At 39.7% G+C, this 21,874-nt stretch carries 22 protein-coding genes and 1 pseudogene; 12 read left to right on the top strand and 11 right to left on the bottom strand.

Annotated features, from left to right (window positions below; translation table 11 throughout):
• Window positions 1–70 precede the first annotated feature (70 nt).
• The 3 genes and pseudogenes from M5121_RS12005 (at window position 71) to M5121_RS11995 (ending at window position 1,855) form a co-directional block, all read left to right on the top strand.
• Entirely contained in the window at window positions 71–979 is a 909-nt protein-coding gene (locus M5121_RS12005; RefSeq protein WP_249571312.1) for a matrixin family metalloprotease, read from the top strand.
• 21 nt (window positions 980–1,000) lie between these two features.
• A pseudogene (locus M5121_RS12000) lies at window positions 1,001–1,351 on the top strand (matrixin family metalloprotease); the annotation flags it as partial.
• Between the two features lie 120 nt (window positions 1,352–1,471).
• The gene (locus tag M5121_RS11995) at window positions 1,472–1,855 is read left to right on the top strand and encodes a hypothetical protein (protein ID WP_152630147.1); all 384 of its coding nucleotides are present in this window, start codon (window positions 1,472–1,474) and stop codon (window positions 1,853–1,855) included.
• A 48-nt stretch (window positions 1,856–1,903) separates the two neighbouring features.
• Here the strand turns inward: M5121_RS11995 and M5121_RS11990 are convergent, their stop codons facing one another.
• The 4 genes from M5121_RS11990 to M5121_RS11975 form a co-directional block, all read right to left on the bottom strand.
• Window positions 1,904–3,199 carry a lytic murein transglycosylase gene (locus tag M5121_RS11990; protein WP_249571311.1) on the bottom strand — a complete coding sequence of 432 codons (1,296 nt, stop codon included), beginning with the start codon at window positions 3,197–3,199 and terminating at the stop codon, window positions 1,904–1,906.
• A 531-nt stretch (window positions 3,200–3,730) separates the two neighbouring features.
• On the bottom strand, window positions 3,731–4,852 hold the full coding sequence (locus M5121_RS11985; RefSeq protein WP_249571310.1) for a 5-(carboxyamino)imidazole ribonucleotide synthase: 1,122 nt from the start codon (window positions 4,850–4,852) through the stop codon (window positions 3,731–3,733).
• 11 nt (window positions 4,853–4,863) lie between these two features.
• On the bottom strand, window positions 4,864–5,376 hold the full coding sequence (gene purE, locus M5121_RS11980; protein WP_249571309.1) for a 5-(carboxyamino)imidazole ribonucleotide mutase: 513 nt from the start codon (window positions 5,374–5,376) through the stop codon (window positions 4,864–4,866).
• A 134-nt stretch (window positions 5,377–5,510) separates the two neighbouring features.
• A complete protein-coding gene (locus M5121_RS11975) occupies window positions 5,511–5,810 on the bottom strand; it encodes a DMT family protein (protein ID WP_249571318.1) in 300 nt (99 codons plus the stop codon).
• Between the two features lie 265 nt (window positions 5,811–6,075).
• Between M5121_RS11975 and mpl the strand changes: the two genes are divergently transcribed.
• A complete protein-coding gene (gene mpl / locus M5121_RS11970) occupies window positions 6,076–7,437 on the top strand; it encodes a UDP-N-acetylmuramate:L-alanyl-gamma-D-glutamyl-meso-diaminopimelate ligase (RefSeq protein ID WP_087545549.1) in 1,362 nt (453 codons plus the stop codon).
• Window positions 7,438–7,696: 259 nt separating this feature from the next.
• On the opposite strand, the gene M5121_RS11965 is transcribed toward mpl, so the two are convergent.
• The 4 genes from M5121_RS11965 to M5121_RS11950 are packed head-to-tail and all read right to left on the bottom strand — an operon-like array spanning window position 7,697 to window position 11,518.
• Window positions 7,697–8,440 carry an SDR family oxidoreductase gene (locus M5121_RS11965; RefSeq protein WP_249571308.1) on the bottom strand — a complete coding sequence of 248 codons (744 nt, stop codon included), beginning with the start codon at window positions 8,438–8,440 and terminating at the stop codon, window positions 7,697–7,699.
• A 16-nt stretch (window positions 8,441–8,456) separates the two neighbouring features.
• Entirely contained in the window at window positions 8,457–9,155 is a 699-nt protein-coding gene (locus tag M5121_RS11960) for a histidine phosphatase family protein (protein ID WP_125272401.1), read from the bottom strand.
• A complete protein-coding gene (locus tag M5121_RS11955; RefSeq protein ID WP_249571307.1) occupies window positions 9,152–10,273 on the bottom strand; it encodes a phosphotransferase family protein in 1,122 nt (373 codons plus the stop codon). Before M5121_RS11955 ends, M5121_RS11960 begins: the two co-directional genes overlap by 4 nt.
• 12 nt (window positions 10,274–10,285) lie before the next feature.
• The gene (locus M5121_RS11950; protein ID WP_249571317.1) at window positions 10,286–11,518 is read right to left on the bottom strand and encodes an acyl-CoA dehydrogenase family protein; all 1,233 of its coding nucleotides are present in this window, start codon (window positions 11,516–11,518) and stop codon (window positions 10,286–10,288) included.
• 106 nt (window positions 11,519–11,624) lie between these two features.
• On the opposite strand from M5121_RS11950, the gene M5121_RS11945 reads away from it, so the two are divergent.
• The 4 genes from M5121_RS11945 to M5121_RS11930 all read left to right on the top strand — a co-directional run bounded on the left by M5121_RS11945 (window position 11,625) and on the right by M5121_RS11930 (window position 15,564).
• Entirely contained in the window at window positions 11,625–12,557 is a 933-nt protein-coding gene (locus tag M5121_RS11945; RefSeq protein ID WP_249571306.1) for a LysR family transcriptional regulator, read from the top strand.
• A 288-nt stretch (window positions 12,558–12,845) separates the two neighbouring features.
• The gene (locus M5121_RS11940; protein ID WP_249571305.1) at window positions 12,846–13,802 is read left to right on the top strand and encodes a TerC family protein; all 957 of its coding nucleotides are present in this window, start codon (window positions 12,846–12,848) and stop codon (window positions 13,800–13,802) included.
• Window positions 13,803–13,993: 191 nt separating this feature from the next.
• Window positions 13,994–14,383: a hypothetical protein gene (locus tag M5121_RS11935; RefSeq protein ID WP_249571304.1), complete on the top strand. Its 390-nt coding sequence runs from the start codon at window positions 13,994–13,996 to the stop codon at window positions 14,381–14,383.
• Between the two features lie 20 nt (window positions 14,384–14,403).
• Complete coding sequence (locus M5121_RS11930) at window positions 14,404–15,564, top strand: glutathionylspermidine synthase family protein (RefSeq protein WP_249571303.1); 1,161 nt, start codon at window positions 14,404–14,406, stop codon at window positions 15,562–15,564.
• A gap of 233 nt (window positions 15,565–15,797) precedes the next feature.
• Here M5121_RS11930 and M5121_RS11925 read toward each other — a convergent pair whose 3' ends face one another.
• Window positions 15,798–16,271, bottom strand: coding sequence for a hypothetical protein (locus M5121_RS11925; protein ID WP_249571302.1), 474 nt, complete (start codon window positions 16,269–16,271; stop codon window positions 15,798–15,800).
• 187 nt (window positions 16,272–16,458) lie between these two features.
• Between M5121_RS11925 and guaD the strand changes: the two genes are divergently transcribed.
• From guaD to M5121_RS11910, 3 genes are all read left to right on the top strand, one after another.
• Window positions 16,459–17,775, top strand: a complete 1,317-nt coding sequence (gene guaD, locus M5121_RS11920; protein WP_249571301.1) for a guanine deaminase — start codon at window positions 16,459–16,461, stop codon at window positions 17,773–17,775.
• Between the two features lie 224 nt (window positions 17,776–17,999).
• A complete protein-coding gene (gene hpt / locus M5121_RS11915) occupies window positions 18,000–18,527 on the top strand; it encodes a hypoxanthine phosphoribosyltransferase (protein ID WP_249571300.1) in 528 nt (175 codons plus the stop codon).
• Between the two features lie 172 nt (window positions 18,528–18,699).
• Window positions 18,700–18,951 (top strand): GlsB/YeaQ/YmgE family stress response membrane protein, encoded by a 252-nt coding sequence (locus M5121_RS11910; protein WP_004660536.1) that lies wholly within the window; start codon window positions 18,700–18,702, stop codon window positions 18,949–18,951.
• 58 nt (window positions 18,952–19,009) lie between these two features.
• Here M5121_RS11910 and M5121_RS11905 read toward each other — a convergent pair whose 3' ends face one another.
• The gene (locus M5121_RS11905; RefSeq protein ID WP_249571299.1) at window positions 19,010–19,708 is read right to left on the bottom strand and encodes a DsbC family protein; all 699 of its coding nucleotides are present in this window, start codon (window positions 19,706–19,708) and stop codon (window positions 19,010–19,012) included.
• 442 nt (window positions 19,709–20,150) lie between these two features.
• Between M5121_RS11905 and M5121_RS11900 the strand changes: the two genes are divergently transcribed.
• Complete coding sequence (locus M5121_RS11900) at window positions 20,151–21,332, top strand: PilT/PilU family type 4a pilus ATPase (RefSeq protein ID WP_249571298.1); 1,182 nt, start codon at window positions 20,151–20,153, stop codon at window positions 21,330–21,332.
• Window positions 21,333–21,405: 73 nt separating this feature from the next.
• On the opposite strand, the gene M5121_RS11895 is transcribed toward M5121_RS11900, so the two are convergent.
• The gene (locus tag M5121_RS11895; RefSeq protein WP_227519063.1) at window positions 21,406–21,741 is read right to left on the bottom strand and encodes a hypothetical protein; all 336 of its coding nucleotides are present in this window, start codon (window positions 21,739–21,741) and stop codon (window positions 21,406–21,408) included.
• Between the last annotated feature and the right edge of the window lie 133 nt (window positions 21,742–21,874).

Genomic DNA, 21,874 nt, shown 5'->3' with positions numbered 1-21,874 from the left:
CAATTTATTTAGATCAAAAGTCTCTCTTAAACTGATTCATTTCATTTTCAGAAGAATAGAAAATACAATCATGCGCTTTTTAATTTTTTCAGGGTTAATTATTTTCTTATTAGGGTTAAGTTATCAAACTCAGAAACATCCTCAACTAAAATTCAATTCATTAGCTGACCGTATCACTCATCCAATAGATACTCGCCTGCGTTATCGAATCGCTGAGGTAGATCCTCGTTTTAAACTCAGTATTGAACAAGTACAAGAAATTAGCCAACAAGCAACTCAAATTTGGAAAGATGGTACAGGTCAAGATTATTTTGTTTATGACCCCAATGCCCAACTTGCGATTCACCTCATTTACGATGAACGCCAACAAGAAAGTGAACAACGCCGAGAACATATAACTCAACTCGAAGCGAATCAACAGGTATGGAAAGATAAAAAACAGCAATTAGACCAAATTGAACAAGAAATTATGCGGAGTAAGCAATTTTTAGATTTAAAACAAGAACAACTCAATCAACAAATTCAGCAATATAATCAAGAGCAGCTTTCTGCTCAACACAACCAATCTTCATCTGGGAATTCGACATATTTTCAGCAGAAACAACAAGAGCTAAAAAGTAATATTGAGTTAGTGCAACAAGAAGTTAATCAATACAATCAAAGAATTACTCAATTAAATCAAAAAATAGATGAACTTAACTCACTGGATCAACAACTAGATGCTTCAGTCAAACAATACAAACAACGCTTTCAACCACATTTATTTCATAAAGGCTTATTTAATGGAAAACAAATTTTAATCTATGAGTTTGAATCAGATAACGATTTACGATTAACACTAGCACATGAACTAGGACACGCCCTTGGTTTACAACATGCAAACAGCCCTCAAGCTTTAATGTACCCTATTATGAAAGATCAAGAGATGGACCATTTCCGTCTCACTCAGGCTGACCGTGATTTATTATTAACAAGATAGCCTTTTATGGCTGAATTCGCCCTACAACAAGAGATTCAAGTTCATAATCAAAAAACTCAGCAACTTAATCGAGATATTCAAAAACTCAATCAAAATAATAAGCAACTTGTAGCATCAGCTCATCAATTTAATCAAACATTTCAGCCACGTTTGTTTCACAAAGGGCATTTCAATGGTAAACAGATTTTTATTTATGAATTTTCATCACTGGATGATTTACGCCTCACTCTGGCACATGAGTTTGGACATGCACTAGGTTTAAAGCATACCAAAGATCCAAAATCACTGATGTATCCAAGAATCAAGGAACAAGATGCGAAGAACTTTCAACTCGCAGATGTCGATCTGGAACTACTCGGCTTTTCTCGTTAAGTCTCTGTTATAAGGATATGAGAAATCTATAAGCTGATGTTTTTAAAAAGATCGTAACAATAAGTCGATTCTTTTGATTTATTCATGTTATTGTGGTGTCAAAACATCATCTTAGTCTTAATGGAGATCAGCATGAGTTATTATCATATCCTCATTGAAGTGAATGACCACATCAGTACGATTGAACAGACTCGTGATATTGAAATCTTAGATATTCAGGATCTTAGTCCGTATCTTCATTCTATTTTGATCCCCTATTTCAATGAACATGAATTAGAGTTTGAAGATGAGAATCTTACTTATAATGAAGTTCTACATCTCGAAGTTAAACAAACGCTCTTGCCAATTGAACACCTGATTGAAGAAGAACAAAAACAACTACCTAGCGATACAGATGTAACTATTACTGCTTATGAAATTTTTAATGATCGTGATTTAAGCCAAGATGTCACTGCGGTAATTTTTGATATTTTAGAAGCCATAAAATTAGATGCTGCACCTTAAATAAAATAAGGTCTGTATTTAAGCAGACCTTATTTTATTTAAATATATTTATTGCATCATTTGTTTTGCTTGCTCTTGCCTAAATGCACGTAAAATTTGTTGACCAGCACGACCTGTAGGATTCAGGCCTAAGCGCGTTTGCTCTTGGCGAATGGCTTGACGACTTTTGTCTCCAATCAATCCATCCACCACGCCAATATCATAACCTCGCTTGACCAAAAACTGCTGAATTTCGCGACGCTCTGCTCGAGAAGTCCCTGCATCATCCGTTGGCCAAGACGTTAAAAATGCTGTACCACCTCGTAAACGATCAGATAAATGAGCGATCGCTAAACCATAACTTTCAGCAGCGTTATAGCTATAAATTGCATCAAAGTTTTTAAAGACCAAAAATATTGGACCATTTGCGCCCGCAGGTGAAATCAATCCAGCAGGCGTACTACCCGATAAATTACCTTGAATTAAAGCTGTACCATCCGCACGAGTCACACCCTGTGCAACCCAGCTATTCAGCGACCTTTTATTACGGCGGCTTTCACCTGCAACTGACATACCTTGTGGAATTGTCACTTCAAAGCCCCATGGCATACCTGTTTGCCACCCTGCCCGTTTTAGGAAATTGGCCGTTGAAGCCAGAGCATCTGTGGTACTTGAAACCAGATCACGGCGACCATCACCATCAAAATCAACCGCTAAACGCTCATAAGTCGATGGCATAAACTGGGTATGACCAAAAGCCCCTGCCCACGAACCATATAATTGATCTTGTGTTAAATCACCACGCTGTAAAATACGCATCGTCGCAAAAAATTCACTACGGAAATAACTTTGGCGGCGACCCTCGCAACTGAGCGTTCCCAAAGCCTGCAATAATGGATATTTACCTGAAATATCGCCGTAGTTACTTTCCACACCCCACACCGCCACTACAGTTTCTGCTGGTACACCATAAGCCTGTTCAACTCGATTTAAAACAACACGATGTTGAGCAAGTTTTTGTTTGCCCACTTGAACACGCTCATCATCAACCAAACCTGATAAATAGTCCCAAATTGCAGTAGAAAATTCAGGTTGATAATTCAATTTGTCTATGACCGAATAATCTGGTTTTAAATTCTGGGTATAACGATCATAGCTTGATGCTAAAACACCAGAAGCAATTGCTTGTGAGCGTAAATTTGCTAAGCAGCCTTGAAAATCTGAAGTTGAAGTATATGTACTCGTGTTTTGAATGGCAGTTGAGGATGAGGAAAATGTTGCACCATTAATCACAAGCTCAGCATGTGCCTGACTGAAAAACGAAAAAAAGGCAGTGCCTAGGAAAAAAGAAAAATAATGCTTCATGACTTAACCAAAATATTTGAATTCAAATTTCCATATCACCTTAACATGCTGTTTGAATATGTATCGTTTGGAAACGTAACTTTGAATTCATTTATTGTCTTTTAAATTTAAAACCTAATTTTTAAATTCATAACTCCACCATCGTTTTAAATTTAAAAGTTAACAACACCCTTCATTTAAATTCATTCCAATTTACTAAAACAGCTCAAACCCGCACACTATTCCTTACATTTCATAAAATTAAAATAGATATCCACAGTCTCAAAATTTAAATTCAAAACACAGCAACCCCTTTGGTTTTAAATTTAAAAAATGCATATTTTTGAATTTAAACCACAACACTCAACAACCTAGCACAATTTAAATTCAAATTTTTCATACTATTTTAAATTCAAAAGCCCAACTTAAAGTTATCCACAGCACTCCAAAAATGGTATCGCACATTTTTTGAATTTAAAACTTTAAATTCAAAAAATCATACGCAATAAAAAAGCGACCCGAAGATCGCTTTTTTGGCTACTGTGGATAAGTTTAGAGGTTCATATCCGCTGTTAATGCCAATGGCACAGGTAGAATTTTGGCAAGTTGACGACACAAGTCGGTTAAATCATCACGGTTATTCGGCATCAACGTAATATGACCAAGCTTACGACCAGCACGCTCAGACTTATTATAAAGATGTAAATGCGCACCTTTCAGTGCTAAAACATCTTCTGATTTCGGGTGTTGACCAATGATATTCACCATCACAGTTGGGAGAACCACATCAGTTGACCCCAATGGCAAGCCTGCAACTGCACGGATATGGTTTTCAAACTGTGAGCAAATCGCGCCCTCAATCGACCAATGTCCTGAATTGTGCACACGACACGCCATTTCATTGGCGTAGAGGCCTTGTTCCGTCACAAACAGTTCAAGTGTAAGTACACCCACATAATTAAGATGATTCAACAACCGAGTAATATAGTCTTGTGCAACTGGTTGTAAATCTGTGCTATTTGGTGCAGGAACGATTGAGTGTGACAATATGCCATTGTGATGGTGGTTTTCAGCAAGTGTCCAAGTTTTGACATCGCCATCCTGTCCACGCACCGCAATAATGGATACTTCACGGCTAAATTTCACAAAACTTTCTGCAATCAAGCTTTTGGCAGGCCCTAATTCAGCCCAAGCTGTATCAATTTGATCTTCAGAACGTAATACGAACTGACCTTTACCATCGTAGCCACCTGTTACGGTTTTTAATACGATAGGTAATCCAAGTTCAGCCACGGCTTGCTTTAAGCTCTCTAAGCTATCCACAGCACGATACGGTGCAACTGGAATACCGAGTTCATCAAACAAACTTTTTTCTGCCAAGCGATTTTGTGCTGTCGCCAAAGCAAGGCGAGGAGGGTGCAGTGTTTTGGTTTGGGTCAAAACATCTACATCAGCAACAGGCGTATTTTCAAATTCAAGACTGAATACATCGGCACTTGCGATGAAATCTTGTAGTGCTTCTGGATTTTTACTTGAAAATACAGGACCTAAAATAGCTGCTGGGCAGTCTGTTTCGGCTTCGAAAAAGCTACATTGAATATTGAGTGGTAAAGCTGCTTGCGCCATCATGCGCCCAAGCTGTCCACCACCAAAAATACCGATGGTTTTATTCATGATTGGCCCCGTTATACTTGACCAGGAATGTTATTGTTCGATACTTTTTCGGTTTGAGCTGTGCGGAAATCAGCCACATTTTTAGCAATATCTGAGCGGGTTAAACCTAGAATTTGCGCTGCAAGAATTGCCGCATTGGTTGCACCTGCCTGACCAATCGCTAAAGTCCCCACAGCAATACCCGCTGGCATTTGTACAATCGAAAGCAATGAGTCAACGCCATTTAAAATTGAAGATTTAACAGGCACGCCAAGCACAGGTAAATCAGTTTTAGCAGCACACATCCCAGGTAAATGCGCCGCGCCACCCGCACCTGCAATAATCACCTGAATACCACGATCACGTGCTGTTTCAGCATATTCAAATAAACGATCTGGCGTACGGTGCGCAGAAACCACCTCAGCTTCAAAAGGAACACCCAATTGTTTGAGCATATTAGCGGTATGTTCAAGTGTTGCCCAATCTGATTGAGAACCCATGATAATTCCGACTAAAGGTTGGCTATCTGTTGCGACCGCATTCATTGGCTTTTCCAAAACATGATAAAAATAGGGAAATGTCTCGACTTACGCCAAGCACAAAGGAATAAATTGGCAAATATTATAGCGGTTTTTTCAGGCATCCCCAAATAAAGAACATTAGGGCAGTAGCCGAAAAATTAGCTCTGGTTACGGAACACAAAATAGACACAGCCCATTAAGCAAAACATCGCCCAGACATAATCCAACTTGAATGGTTGTTTAAACAGAAAAATCATAAAGGGCACAAACACAATCAGCGTAACAACTTCTTGGGTGATTTTCATTTCGCCCAAACTCCAACCCTGTTGATTTAATAGTTTAGTTGCAGGAATCATAAAACTATATTCCAATAGAGCAATCAACCAACTAAACAAAATCGCTTGCCAAAGCGGCGCATTGTGTAAAATTTTCAGATGCCCATACCACGCCATCGTCATAAAACAGTTAGAAATGATCAACAAACATAATGCTAAAAGTGTAGGGCTCAATCGGATGTCCTTTTATAAAAATAAGGGCTGAATCATTTGCATTTGAATACATCAGAATAACGTTAAAATCACTCAATTTTAAGTTAATAACAACAACGAATTTTGACTATCTTTTCCATGTCAGCCTTGCTATCGTTGCGATTGATTTTTATTGATAACGACAATCATACACACGAGATTAGTGCTGTATGTAAAGCAGTGGAGAAGGCGCATTATGCATCTGCATATTTTGGGTATTTGTGGCACATTTATGGGGTCTTTGGCTCTGTTAGCACGAGATTTAGGACATAAAGTCACAGGTTCAGATGCCAATGTTTATCCACCGATGTCGACTCAACTGGAAAATGCAGGTATTGAATTGATGCAGGGCTATGACCGTAGCCATTTACAACCGCATCCTGACCTTGTGATCGTCGGTAATGCCATGAAACGTGGTATTGATGCGATTGAATACATGTTAAATGAAGGCCTGCCTTATATTTCTGGCCCACAGTTTTTGGCAGACCATGTCTTGCAAGGCAAACATGTACTCGGTGTCGCAGGGACACATGGCAAAACCACAACCACGACCATGCTGGCCTGGGTGCTGGATCAGGCAGGTTTAAACCCTGGCTTTTTGATTGGTGGCGTACCACTGGGTTTTAGTGAGAGCGCGCGTTTAGGTGGTGGAAAATATTTCTGTGTAGAAGCCGATGAGTATGATTCTGCCTTCTTCGATAAGCGTTCTAAGTTCGTTCACTATCACCCAAAAACTGCGATTTTAAATAATCTTGAATTTGATCATGCCGACATCTTTGATGACCTCGCTGCCATTCAAAAACAGTTTCACCATTTAGTACGTACCATTCCAAGTGAAGGTCGTATTATTGCGCCGATTACTGAAACCAATATTGATGAAGTGCTAGAACAGGGCTGCTGGACGCCTGTGGTTCGTACCAGTCTTGAGCCAAATGACCAAGCTGCTTTATCTGCGGAGCTGATCAGTGCTGATGGTAGTCATTTTAACGTGCTTGAACACGGTCAAGTGATTGGTGAAGTGAAATGGAACATGACAGGGCAACACAGTGTTGCCAATGCTTTAGCCACCATTGCCGCAGCTCAGCATGTCGGTGTAACGATTGAACAGGCGTGTGAAGCCTTATCCAACTTCGGTGGCGTTAAACGCCGTATGGAGCTGTTAGGAACGGTTCGTGGTATCGAAGTCTATGATGACTTTGCCCATCATCCAACCGCAATTGAAACCACGCTGGACGGCGCACGTAAACGTCTAGGCGAACGTAAACTGTGGGCGATCATTGAGCCACGCTCTAATACCATGCGTATGGGCAGCCATAAAGATGGTTTGGCACATTCAGCACGTTTAGCTGATGAAGTGATTTGGTATCAACCAGAGGGCTTGGACTGGGATTTACAGCCTGTGATTGCCGCTTCATCAAACAAGGCCGAAGTCAGCCGTTCGCTGGATGAGATCATTGCCCGTGTGGTGAATGAAGCAGGTGAGGGCGATGCTGTGGTGATTATGTCGAATGGTGGTTTTGGTGGATTACACCAAAAGTTGATTACGGCTTTGTCGTAATCTAGCCTATAGCACACTTTCATAATTCAATCTTGTCACGGTATTTACTACCGTGACAGGCGGCATGGATGCCGCCCGTTGAGCAGGGGTTACATGGACGTACCCTCTGCTCAACAAAGGATTTTTGTTACCTTGCGGAGTAAACTCCTCACCCATGAAAAGTAAGGAAATGCCTATACAATAACAATTAAACCTATTCAGTCTATATGAGGCTGTGCAGCCTTTTCCAAATGAAACATATCCAATCCATTTATTGTAATTAACTCAATTTATTCACCAATTTCAACGGCAAAATCTTCATTGCAATTCCCATTGGTAACCACGGCCACTGAGGTACATAAGCCTTTACTGATTCCTTCTCAATGGCTTTCACCAACGCCTTGCAACCCGTCTTTTCATCCACTTCAAATGGTAGTTTTTTCGCACCCTCATTCATTTCAGTACGAATATAGCCGGGGAAAATGGTTGAAACTTTAATTGGCGTATCCAACAACTCTGCACGAATGCCTTCCGCTAAATGTGCCACCGCTGCTTTACTCGCAGCATAGGTCGACAAATGCTTCGGTAAACCGCGCATTGCACTCATTGAGGAGATCACTACCAAATGACCTTTGTTTTGCGCTCTGAAGATTTCAACTGCTGCTTCGCACTGTGCCAATGCTGAAATAAAGTTGGTTTCCGCTGTGGCACGATTTACTTCAAAATGACCCTTACCGATACGGCGACCTTCACCCACACCTGCATTGACAATAATTCGGTCAATCGTTCCAAATTCTTGCTGAAAGGCTTTAAAAACCGTAAACACATCATCGTAATGGGTCACATCCAGCGTCTTAATCCCCACCCGAATCGAAAACTGACGTTGCAACTCCTGTTGTAACACTTCTAGACGCTCTAAACGTCGTGCGCACAACGCCAAATTGTAACCTTTAGCCGCAAATTCACGCGCCATACCTGCGCCCAAGCCTGAACTTGCCCCTGTAATTAAAATTGTTTTTGCCATGCCTGCCACCTATTTTTTAAATCCATGTTAAAAGTTCAGCATCACGTGTTTTTAAATAATGATGCTCATTAAAGCTCAGTAATTGCAAACGTCCATCTGTCCAACGCAGCGTGGTGATACTGGCATTGGCAATCGACCAATTTAGCGCAAAGATCTGCTTTGCATTCAAACCTAATACTTTACCTACCGCCACAGAGATCACGCCACCTGAACTAAATACGACGGCTTGACGATGCTTGGTCATATCAATACTTTCGCAAAGCGATTGCAATGCTTGCTCAACACGTGATTGAAAGCCTAACCATGTTTCATGATATTCATGATCATATTGCGCTCCAATCCAGCGGTCTATTGCACCATCAAAGATTTTGGCCAAATAAGCACGTGGATTGGCCATCAATTCAACATCCTGTTTCAGCAATTCAGGCTGATTAAAACGCGGTTCATATTGAGCAAAGACATGCTGATGATCAAACTCATTCCACGCCGATTCGGTTTGAATGGATGCATTATGGAAACTTTGCGATAAAGCGAGTTGCGCCGTCTGCTGATGACGTTGCATTGAACCTGCAACCACTAAAGGCGTTTGTTTTAGGGTTTGTTTAAAAAAATCACCCACAACCTGTGCCTGTTGTTCACCTTTAGCTGAAAGCTGATCATAGCTCGCTGCACCAAACGACGCTTGCCCATGCCGCACCAAATAAATTGTGCTCATCGTTTTAAAATATCCTGTAGTTTTGCAGCATATTCAGGAATCAACTGCTGTGCTTCAGTATTGTTTTGGGCTATCAGTTTTAAAGCCCGAATATGTAAGGCATGAATCAAAATCCAAAAATCCTTAAAGGCGGGATTATCAGTTTGCTGATGGTAATAACGATAATAAATCTGTTGCGCAATCACGGCTAAACGGAACAAACCAAACACTTCATAAAAAGCCCAATTCATTGGTTGCAAACCTGTTTTTTCCAGATAGTAATCCACCACCTGTTGACGTGTCAGCATACCTTTTAAATTGGTCGGTTGACGGCGGCTTGATTTCATCAGCGCATCATCATCCTCTTGAATCCAGTAGGCGAGGGCACTGCCCAAATCCATCAATGGATCACCGAGTGTTGCCATTTCCCAATCTAGCACCCCAATCACTTTTGTCGGTTGTTGTGGATCTAAAATGACATTATCAAAACGCCAGTCATTATGAATTACGCAAGTTTTAGCATCGGCAGGGATATGTTCCAACAACCACTCACGCACAAAAGCAAAATCAGGTACATTTGGCGTGAGTGCTTTGCTATAACGTGCATCCCAACCTTCGACTTGACGGCGACAATAACCTTCACCTTTGCCCAGTTGTTCCAATTCTGTACCTTGATACGGCACTTGATGCAGCTCGATCAATTTATCTAGAACATTCAGGCACAATTGCTGTACCTGTTGCTCATCTAACTGTAATTCTTTCGGTAAATTGGCGCGTGGAATAATACCCTCGATCCGTTTCATCACATAGAAGTCACAGCCAATTACGCTCTCGTCCTGACACAGTGCCATCATTTCGGGCAGGACAGGGTAGAACGGTTCCAGATGTTTTTGTACCAAATATTCACGCGCCATATCATGTGCTGATTTGGCTTTGGTGCCTTTCGGTGGACGGCGTAAAATTAGATCTGCATTGTCATATTGCAGTCGATAAGTCCAATTCGATGCACCACCCGAATATTGGGTGACTTGTGCCTGTCCTTGTAGATTTATACCTTGGTCTTTTAACCACGTTTCCACTGCGGAAATATCCAGTTCTTCGCCATGCCGAACCTGACCACCCACATCAATCACTGCCATTTTCTTATATCCTTATCCACGACCATAGCCACGTTTTTTGAGTTCTAGTTTAGCAATCATGCCCTTATGTACTTCGTCTGGTCCATCAGCTAAACGTAAACTGCGTGCTTGATTAAAGAATGCAGTCAGTGGTGTATCACGTGACACACCTTCGCCGCCATGAATCTGAATCGCCATATCCACCACATTTTGCAATACGGTTGGTGCAACCACTTTGATTGCAGAAATTTCGGTGAGTGCCGCCATATTACCTAAAGTGTCCATCTTGTAAGCCGCATACAGCGTTAATAAACGGGCTTGGTCGATTTGCACACGGGCTTCTGCCACACGTTCTAAATTCCCACCCAACTTTAATAATTCTTTGCCAAATGCTTTACGGGACATGCCACGATCAATCATCAACTCTAAGGCTTTTTCAGCTGCGCCAATACAACGCATACAATGATGGATTCGTCCAGGCCCTAAACGCCCTTGCGCAATTTCAAAACCTTGTCCTGCGCCGCCAATAAAGTTGCTCACTGGCACACGCACATTGTCAAAACTAACTTGCCCATGTCCATGCGGTGCATCATAGTCACCAAACACGGGTAGCATTCGCTCAATCATGACACCTTGTGCATCAATCGGCACAAGTACCATCGAATGTTGATGATGACGGTCTTTGCTCTCGTCAGGGGTATAAGCCATGAAGATAATCACTTTGGCATTAGGATCACCCAAGCCCGATGACCACCATTTACGCCCATTCAGGACGATTTCATCACCATCAATCACTGCTGTGGCTTGCATATTAGTGGCATCACTGGAAGCCACGGCGGGTTCCGTCATACAGAACACTGAACGGATTTCCCCTGCAAGCAAAGGTTGCAACCATTGCTGTTTTTGTGCCTCGCTACCATAGCGCCATAACACTTCCATATTGCCGCTATCAGGTGCATTACAGTTAAATACGGTGGGTGCAAGTAAGCTACGTCCAGTCAGTTCGGCAATATGCGCATATTCCTGAACCGATAAACCAGCACCCAATTCCGCATCGGGCAAAAACATATTCCATAAGCCAGCCGCTTTAGCCTTATCTTTCAATTGTTGTAATTGTTCAGGCCACTGCCACTTGGTCCAGTCACCATCGACATTAAGTTGATGGACGTCATCCCAAAATGCCTTTTCGATCGGTTCAATTTCTTGTTGGATAAAGGCTTTGGTTCGTGCAATAAAATCCTGTGCGCGTTCAGACAATGCAAACATCATCATTTCCCTCAAAGTAAAAATTTGGCGAAGCTTGATTCGCTGCTTTACATCACCATAAGCGAAAATTTATTATGAATGAAATGATTTTATTTTATTCAAAACTATGAATCAGATTCATAATACTAACCCATTGGAAGTGGCTCACTTTCATCGTATTGATATTAATTTATATCCGTTGTTTATTGCGATTTTTGAACAAAAGAGCATTTCTAAAGCTGCCCAATTGTTGTGTATCAGCCAATCTGCGGTCAGCCACGCCTTGCAGCGTTTACGTGTACAACTTAAAGATGAGCTGTTTGTGCGTAGTGGGCAAAAAATGCTGCCTACGCCTTATGCTGAGCAGATTTATCAGCCGATTCAAATGGCTTTATTGAGTATTCAAAAGATTGCTATGCCTCAGCAAGATTTTAGGCCGAGCATGCTACAAAGTATAAAAATCGCGATTCATGATGAAATCGAACCCATTATTTTTCCTCAATTGGTCAATCACTTTGCCAAGCAAAATCTCAATATCCAGTTTTTTAGTTCTAAACTTGATCGTAAAAATATGTTGGCTGATTTATCAGCTCAACAAATCGATTTTGTGATTGACTTAGTACAACCGTATCAAGCTCATTTACAGTTTGAAAACCTGATTGAAGATTATTTTGTGGTCTGCACACAGCAAACTAAAATGAATTTATCGCTCTATTTATCATCACCGCATATTGGTGTGTCATCACGGCGTACGGGGTTATTATTAGAGGATATTTATCTCAATCGGCAACAATTGTCTCGGCAAATTTTTCTACGCTGTCAGCACTATTCAACAGCTTTACAGGTCTTAGCGCAGCACCCAAATGCAATACTGACTATCCCTCAAAGTATTCTAAAACATCTACACTATTCAAAAGATTTACAGATTCATGCACTTCCGATTGAATTACCCAAAATCAATATGGGTATGTATTGGCATGAGCACGTAAAACACAATCCTCGACATCAATTTTTACGCACAGAGATTTTGAAAATTTTTAATCCTGACCTAATTTGCTGAAGATTTGCACATTTGCTAAAAATGTGTAATTCTATACACACATTTGGATGTCATCATCCATACAAAATTCGTTTGACAAGGGGAGTAGCCTCCTCCAAACCTAGGTAGTGTAGTTAAAATACTTAGGTGTCAGAGTTTCGTCATTACACTTTGCAAAAAGTCGGACTCTGAGCATCGCAATCGATTTGTGATGTAGGCAAGACCTTGATCATGTTGAAACAGATGTATTTATTCATCTGGCAACTGGTCAAGGTTTTTTTATGCCCAGTTGCTAGATATGGAGTTGTGATGGAAACTATCGGTAATCTATGGCTGTATGTCGTATTCTTCGGCCTTGTCACAGTCATGCTTTTGGTCGATTTTTTAGGCTTTAAACAAAAACAAAACCAAGATGTTCCAATCAAGCAAGCCGCTTACTGGAGTATTGCTTGGGTCACTGTGGCAATGCTATTTGGTGGGGGCTTGTGGCTCTATCTACAGCAAACAGTAGGACTCACCCTTGCGAATCAAAAAACCATGGAATACTTCGCAGGTTATCTACTGGAAAAATCACTGGCAATTGATAACGTCTTCGTTTGGCTGATGATCTTCGCAGCTTTTGCAATTCCACCTGCATTGCAACGTAAAATCCTGCTGTACGGCGTACTCGGCGCAATTGTCTTAAGAACCATTTTTATCTTTATTGGGGCTTGGTTCGTACAAGAATTTTCTTGGGTACTTTATATTTTCGGTGCATTCCTTGTTTATACAGGTTTTAAATTCCTGAAAGGTCAAGACGAAGAAACCAATATTGAAGATATTAAATTACTGAAATGGTTACGCAAACACATGCGTATTACCCCTCAACTTGAAGGTAATAAATTTTTCGTCCGTCAAAATGGCGTGTTATGGGCAACACCTTTATTTTTAGTTTTAATCTTAGTTGAAGCATCTGATGTTATTTTCGCGGTTGACTCTATTCCTGCGATTTTCGCTGTAACCAGTGACCCGTTCATTGTATTAACAGCGAACTTAATGGCGATTTTGGGTTTACGTGCCATGTTCTTCTTACTTGCTGGCTCTGCATCTAAATTACATTATTTGCCTTATGGTTTAGGCATTATCTTATTGTTTATTGGTGCGAAAATGTTATTGCTGGATGTGTTCCACATGCCAATCTGGATTTCGTTAGGCTTTATCGTACTGGTGCTGAGTATCACTGCTTATCTATCATTACGTCATAATAAAAAGCAGTTGCAATCTTAATCAGTTGAATTCAGGCATTTGATAAATTCAGATGCCTGAACAGTTAAATCATAAAAATAGACTGTACATTAAAAAAACAGATCAATATCATATGGCGGCTTAAAGCTTTTATCTTTCCTAATCAGAAACATAATAAAACAAGGGCTGTTCACATCAATGTCGATCAGGCCAATTAAAATGAGTGGGGTCTCATGCGTTCTAAAAAAATTAATCTTGTGGTGGTGCCATTATTACTGAGTGCTTGCAGCCATAATGATGGGCCGCTAGTACAAGATGTTTATAACAATCAATATGATTGTGCAACAGACTGGAATACTGAAACTTGTGAAGAAGAAAATAGCTCAGGAAGCGGAGGTTCTACTGCTGGCGTTCGCTATTATGGTGGTTTTGGTTCTGGGCGTTATTTAGGACCACAATATTATCAACATAATCGTGAAGTCTCCTTTAAAGGCAACACCTTGAGACCACACACCAATCTCAGTGTGGGACAACCTTCAATTTCAACCACTGCAAAACGCTATTCTGTATCATCACCTATTCGTGGCGGTTTCGGTCGTGGCGGCTCATCATTTGGTGGCTAATTAAAAGACTGAAACTCAAGATGAAAAGAAAAATATTACCCCCCCGCACAGACTGGCAGCTTGAGCACCAAAAGATTGGTTTTGACTACTTTAATTTACCCTCACTGGATGGCTCAATTTACTGGTCAGAAGGAATTGCCTACGAATTTACACTGAAGCAAATTGAGCAGCTTGAAGATGCAGCTAATGAACTGCATCAAATGTGTTTAGCTGTGACAAGTGATTTGATTCAACGCGGTAATTATCCTGATTATTTCCAGATTCCAGTTGCTGCAATTGCACAAATCGAGCAGTCTTGGCGACAAAATGCGCCGATGCTTTATGGACGCTTTGACTTTGCCTATGATGGGCGCAATATCAAAATGCTGGAATACAATGCTGATACTCCCACAGGACTGTTAGAGGCATCAGTAGCACAATGGCTATGGATCGAACAAGTATCTGGGATTTCGAATCGAGATCAGTTTAACAGTATTCACGAAGACTTGATTAAGCGTTGGCGAACCATTCTACCGCGAGGAAGTCACGTGCATTTTGCAGCCTGTCAAGAAGCAGGGCGAGAGGACTGGGGTAATCTTGAATATTTGATGGATACCGCCTTTCAGGCACATCTACAAGTTTCTGAACTTTCAATGGAAAATATTGGCTGGAATGGACAGAGTTTTGTTGATCTGAATAATCGACCCATTCAAAACCTATTCAAGTTATATCCTTGGGAATGGATTTGGGAAGAATCATTCTCTCAATATCTGAGTCCGCAATCGAATTGGATCGAACCATGTTGGAAAATGCTGCTCTCTAATAAAGCAATTTTAGTGGAGCTTTGGAAACACTATCCAAATCACCCTCTTTTGGTCGAGACTCATCATTTTGATCCCCAGCAAAAATTCTCTGGCAAATGGGTCAAAAAACCGATCTTAGCAAGGGAAGGGGCGAATATTCGAGTGTTGCAAGATGGTCAAGATCAAGGGGCTGCTTCTGGTAGTTTCTATTTTGATGGCTATGATAAATATGGCTATGTGGTACAAAAATGGGTAGAGACTCCATTGTTTGCTGGTCAGTTACCCACGCTGGGTTTATGGATGGTGGGACATCAGTGTGCAGGCATGTCGATTCGTGAGGACTGCTACGACATTATTGGCAATGATGCTCATTTTGCAGCGCATTATTTTGTGGAATAAAGAAAGGACAATATTTATATGTAGAGAAATCATCTACATTTTTTATTTTTTGAAGGTAAATCTCATAATATTCTATCTTCCCCAACGGCATGGCTGTCGCTGGTTTAGCTGTGGTATCAGGCAGGTACCATCAGCTAAAGAAAGGATTTTTCTACTTTTGATCCATCAAAAGTAAAGCGTAATTCAATATTCATTCTAATCACTCATACGCTATATCATCATAAAATACAGACTTAAATCCTATGCGCTGCAACCCGTTTCATATAAGACACCAAACGAGTAAAAAATAAAATTTGCAGAAAAATGGTAAAAGCCGAAACACACCATTCGTACCACATTTCAAATGCGGTTTGCGCTAAACCAAAATATTGATAAATTCCCAATAAAACTAGCCCAAAAACAATTCCAAACACAGTATTTTGCATCAAAATAGGAAAGGACAACGCCGTGACTCGATTTAAGAAATGGACACCTTGATCAGCACCATTGGCTTGATAAGTCCGTTGAATCCCAATCAGCATAATCAATAGGGTCAATGTAGCTTCAATCCCAATCACTCGAATATCAGAATAAGGCGAATACATACCGTAATAGTACACCGCACTCACCACCAATGCCGCTGCGAGATAATAGTTTTTATAATGTTGTTTACTTAGAGTATCTTCAGCCAACTCATGCGCTAAAGCTTTGGTATTCCAATAATACATGTGTATTTTTCTCAAGAAGTATCATTATTGCTGACAATTTACGTATTTACACCGAAAAGTAAAGTGAATTGATCCAATCAATTACTCATACCTCGCTCGGCTTTCTATACTTAAATTAGACGAATAATCCAGTAAAACGAGCAAAATCGAGTACAATCAATCGAAAAAAGTAAAATTGTAGGTTGTTATGACTTTGGCTACTCCCATCACTGTTATTCGTGGTCGCTTCTTAGATATTCAAAAAACTGTTGCTCAAGCAAATCAAATTGCAGATCAAGTCCGTTATCTCGAAGATGGTGTCCTCATCACGGAACAAGGCAAAATTCGCTGGTTTGGGACATGGAACGACGCTCAAGACCATCTACCAATCAATATTGAAATTCAGCATTATCCAGAGCAACTGATCATCCCAGGCATGATCGATACGCATATTCACTTTCCACAAACGGAAATGGTCGGTGCTTACGGCGAACAGCTTTTGAGCTGGTTAAACACTTATACGTTCCCAACTGAAATCCAGTTTAAAGACAAAGCTTATGCGAGCGAGATTGCCAAGTTTTTTGTGAATGAACTGCTTAAAAATGGCACAACCACTGCACTAGTATTTTGTACGGTTCATCCTGAATCAGTAGATGCTTTATTTGAAGCCGCAGAACAGCATCAGATGCGTCTAATTGCAGGTAAAGTCATGATGGATCGTCATGCCCCTGAAGCTCTGTGTGATAGCGCAGACAGCAGCTATGACGACTCTAAGGCACTCATTGAGAAGTGGCATGGTCAAGGTCGTGCGTTATATGCCATCACACCACGTTTTGCTCCAACCTCTACACCTGAACAACTTGAAAGAGCAGGGCAACTCAAAGCTGAATATCCTGATGTTTATGTACATACACATCTAAGCGAAAATAAAGATGAAATTGCATGGGTTAAAGATTTATTCCCAGCACAAAAGGGTTATTTAGATGTCTATCATCATTATGGCTTAACGGGTCAGCGTTCTGTATTTGCTCACTGCGTTCATTTAGAAGATGCTGAATGGCATTGTATGCATGAGACCGACTCTGCAATTGCGTTCTGTCCAACCTCAAATTTATTTTTGGGTAGTGGTTTATTTCCGCTGAACAAAACATGGCAGCAGCAAGTTAAAGTTGGATTGGGAACTGACGTTGGGGCAGGAACCTCTTTCAGTTTATTACAAACTGTCAATGAGGCTTACAAAGTACAACAGTTGCAGGGCGATAAATTGTCTGCCTTTGAATCGCTGTACCATGCAACACTAGGCGGTGCAAAAGCCCTTGACCTTGATAACAAACTCGGTAACTTTAATGTAGGAAAGGAAGCTGATTTTGTGGTGTTAAATATTAAACCAACCGCACTGCAACAATTACGTCAGTCACGTTCCAAATCACTTGAAGATAGTCTATTTGCATTATTTACCATGGGGGATGATCGAAATGTCGAGGCAACCTATATCTATGGACAAAAAGCCTATAGTCAAAACTAAAATTTTAAACAAACAAAAGTTTGGAGTTTTATTGTTGGCTATTGGATCTGCAGTGCTATTGAAACGTGACAGTACATCTGCTCAAAATGAAACATTTTCTTCATCATCAAAAGGTGCATGAAATCTGATTTTGTTTTAAAATTGCCACATTAGCTCAAGATTACGAGGTGTTGCAGGTCAACACCTTTTTTATTTTCCCTTTTTTAAGTTTTAGGAATCTACCGATGACCATTGCAATGCGCATTATGATTTCGAGCGAAGAGATTCAAGCCAAAGTCAAAGAACTTGGTGAAAAGATCAATGCACACTATGCTCAAAGTGATAAAGAACTGGTATTGATTGGCTTACTGCGTGGCTCAGTCATTTTTATGGCAGATTTATGCCGTTCAATCGAAAAACCACACGAACTCGATTTTATGACTGTGTCTAGTTATGGTGGCGGGACGGTTTCAACCCGCGATGTCAAAATTTTAAAAGATCTTGATGGTGAGATTCACGGTAAAGATGTGCTTGTTGTTGAAGATATTATTGATTCAGGGAATACCTTGAGCAAAGTCGTTGAAATGCTCAAAACACGTAATCCAAACTCAATTGAACTTTGTACTTTGGTGAGCAAACCTTCACGCCGTGAGATTGATTTAGAAGTAAAATTCTTAGGTTTTGAAGTCGAAGATCGCTTTATTATCGGTTACGGTTTAGATTTCGATCAAAAGTATCGTCACTTACCATTTATCGGTGAAATCGGTCTTTGATCAATTACAAAGGCGCTTTAAAGCGCCTTTTTTATTCTAGCTTGTTAATCAAAGCACGATAAAGATTGCACAAAAATACGACATAACTCAGTAATCCACTACAGACAGAGTTAGGCTAAATCGAGCAGGATAGTAACAAACAAATACTATGGTAAAACAAGGAGAAAAGGTCATGTGGTCTCTCATTGTAGCGATTGTGGTCGGTTTTTTTGCAGGTTTAATTGCCCGTGCGTTGCATCCTGGTGAAGATAAAGCAGGATTTATTGTTACCACCTTATTAGGGATTGCAGGTTCATTATTAGCAACCTATGGCGGTCGCTTACTTGGATTATATGGTGAAAACTCAGCGGCTGGCTTTATCGCATCGGTCATTGGTGCCATTATTATTTTGTTCATCTACAACTTGGTCACCAAGAAAAGTTAGAACAAAATAAATTAAAAATGCCCAAATCATTTTATTACAATGCATTGGGCATTTTTATTTATAACCCGAGTTCTTTCCAAATCATCCGAATGTCTTCAGCACTCCGCCCGCCAACCATTTTCAGACCATTCCCGAATATCAGCGTTGGCGTTCCTTCTATACCTAATTTTTTCCCTAATTCTAGATTGCGATCAATCGGATTAGTACAAGTTTTTTCTTTAGGCTGTACATTCTTCTGCAATAGGTTTTTCCACGCATAAGCTGGGTTAGGATCACACCAAATCGATTTTGAGACCGTAATCGATTGTGCTTTTAGTGGGTAGATAAACGTATAAATGGTGACATCGTTGAGCTTATCCAGTTCAGCTTCTAATTTCTTACAATAGGGGCAATTCGGATCTGAAAAAATAGCGAGCTGCTGTTTACCATTGCCCTTTACCGTTTTTATTGCATCTCTTAAAGGTAATTGTTTCCAGTCAATTGAATTTTGCTTTAGAACCAAGTCCTTGGTAAGATTCTTTTGATCTTTTAAACGAACCATCGAACCAATAAACATATGTTGGGCATTTTCATCCAAATAAATAATCTGATTGTCTAAATTGGCACTATATAGTCCTGTCATTTCTGTTGCTTGAATATTGCTAACATGAATATTGGGATATTGCTGATTTAAATTATTTTTTAAGGTTTCTACATTTGCAAAAATCATCGCAGACGTGCAACTCAATAATGAAAATAAAGCGATTCTTTTCAACATGTCTCATACTCAACTCAAAATTAGCGCTATTTTAATCAGGCTTATCCTCATAAATTGCACAGCTTACTCAGTCACAACCAAAAGCCAACCAATCATCGTCATGTTTCACGTGGAACATCTTTTTTTTAAAAGTGGTTTCAAATCAAAGATAAAAAAGCTCATTTTGGTAAAAAAATGACAAAAATTCTCACATTGTATTGATATTCATATAATAAATAAAAATCAAACTAGATCGATGGGTTTATTTTTGGAATAATCCAATCACAATCAGCAAGGCAACTTTTGTAATCTCGTTCAGCGTGAATGAAAAGCCATGAAATGACTTACAGAACTTTTGAAACTTCATTTTAAAGAAACAAGGATATGTTTTCCTTTGCATGATTAGTTTTAACTTCACACTATCTGACTCAATTTAGTCTTGTCTTAAAATTTAGGTACATCCATGTATAACGCGGAATTATTAGAAGAAGCCAAAACGTTTATGTTTCATATGTTGACCAAAGTGGTTGAATATGGCGGCTCAGATTTATTCATTACAGCAGACTTTCCACCGAGTATTAAACTCCAAGGTTTAATGCGTCCTTTAGGTCAGCAAACTTTAACCCCAGAAAAAACTAAGCTATTTGCATATAGCTTAATGAATGAAAAGCAACGCCAAGAATTTGAAAATGAATGGGAATGTAACTTCGCAATTAATATTCCAGAAGTATCACGCTTTCGTGTCAATGTATTTAAGCAACAACTACAAATCGGCATGGTTATCCGAACCATTACGTCAGAAATCCCAACCTTCCAAAAGCTCAAACTCCCAGAATCATTGAAAAATGTCATGATGGAAAAACGTGGCTTAGTATTAGTCGTCGGAAGTACGGGGTCAGGTAAATCTACGTCATTAGCGGCAATGATTGATTATCGTAATGAAAATTCGGCGGGGCATATTATTACGGTTGAAGACCCCGTGGAATATGTACATAAGCATAAGAAATCAATGATTACCCACCGAGAAGTCGGTGTAGATTGCCACACTTGGCACCATGCCTTAAAAAATACATTGCGTCAGGCACCTGATGTCATTTTGATTGGTGAAATCCGTGATACTGAAACCATGGAACATGCCATTGCTTTTGCTGAAACTGGGCATTTATGTTTAGGAACTTTACATGCCAACAACGCCAATCAAGCATTAGATCGGATCATGAACTTCTTTCCAGATGAACGCCGTAATCAATTGCTGATGGATCTTTCATCTAATATGAAAGCGATTATTTCTCAACGCTTGGTCCGTACTCAAGATGGTCAAGGTCGTCGTGCAGCCGTAGAGATTCTACTGAATACACCATTAATTGCAGAAAATATCTTAAAAAGTCAATTTCATAATCTTAAAGAAATTATGACCAAGTCTCGTGAATTAGGTATGCAAACTTTTGATCAGGCCTTGTTTGATTTATATAACGAAGGTGCAATTAGTTATGATGAAGCGTTACGTAATGCTGATTCCTTGAATGAGTTACGCTTACAAATCAAGCTAAAAAGTACTCGTCAAGAAGGAGTTCCAGCTAGTGCAGCAACTTCTTTAAATATGCTGAAAGAAGACTCTGAAGAGCAAGAAATGCAAGGCATTTAAACAAAAAAAACAGCCTAAATAATAGGAATTATTTAGGCTGTTTTTTAAAATCTAAAGATTTATATTCAATATTTTAGGAATCAATTGAAAATTTCTTCTTTAAAGCATGCCAATAACGAATCATTTTATTCTTAAAATTTATGATAGTTGCTTTAAAACCAACTTCTTTTTTCGGCTGGTGCTTTAATCTCTCTTGTAAAAGTTTTTCTTTTTCCTGAATTTCAGCAAGTTTACGTTCTTTTGCTTGTTGTTGTTCTTTAACCTTATCAGCTACAGTCTGACCTGTACCTTTGCAAGGTTTGGATTGGAATATAACAGATCCATTCTCTTTACATTGATAAACCTCTGTTTTCGCATAAATAAATGTCGAAAACATACAAAAAAACACAGTCAAAATAAAATAGTTCACGGTATATAACCTAATATTCATTTTAGAATTTAATCAGTTTATCATTACCAATTTTAAAATATATTAATTTATATTCACAAGATAAATTAAAGCTATATAAGCATAAGCAAAATAATGAAACGAATTAATAATT

Source organism: Acinetobacter sp. ANC5681 (genome assembly GCF_023488045.1).
GTDB lineage: Bacteria > Pseudomonadota > Gammaproteobacteria > Pseudomonadales > Moraxellaceae > Acinetobacter.
The sequence above is the reverse complement of the archived record's forward strand: the minus strand, read 5'-3'. Positions and strand labels throughout refer to the sequence as shown.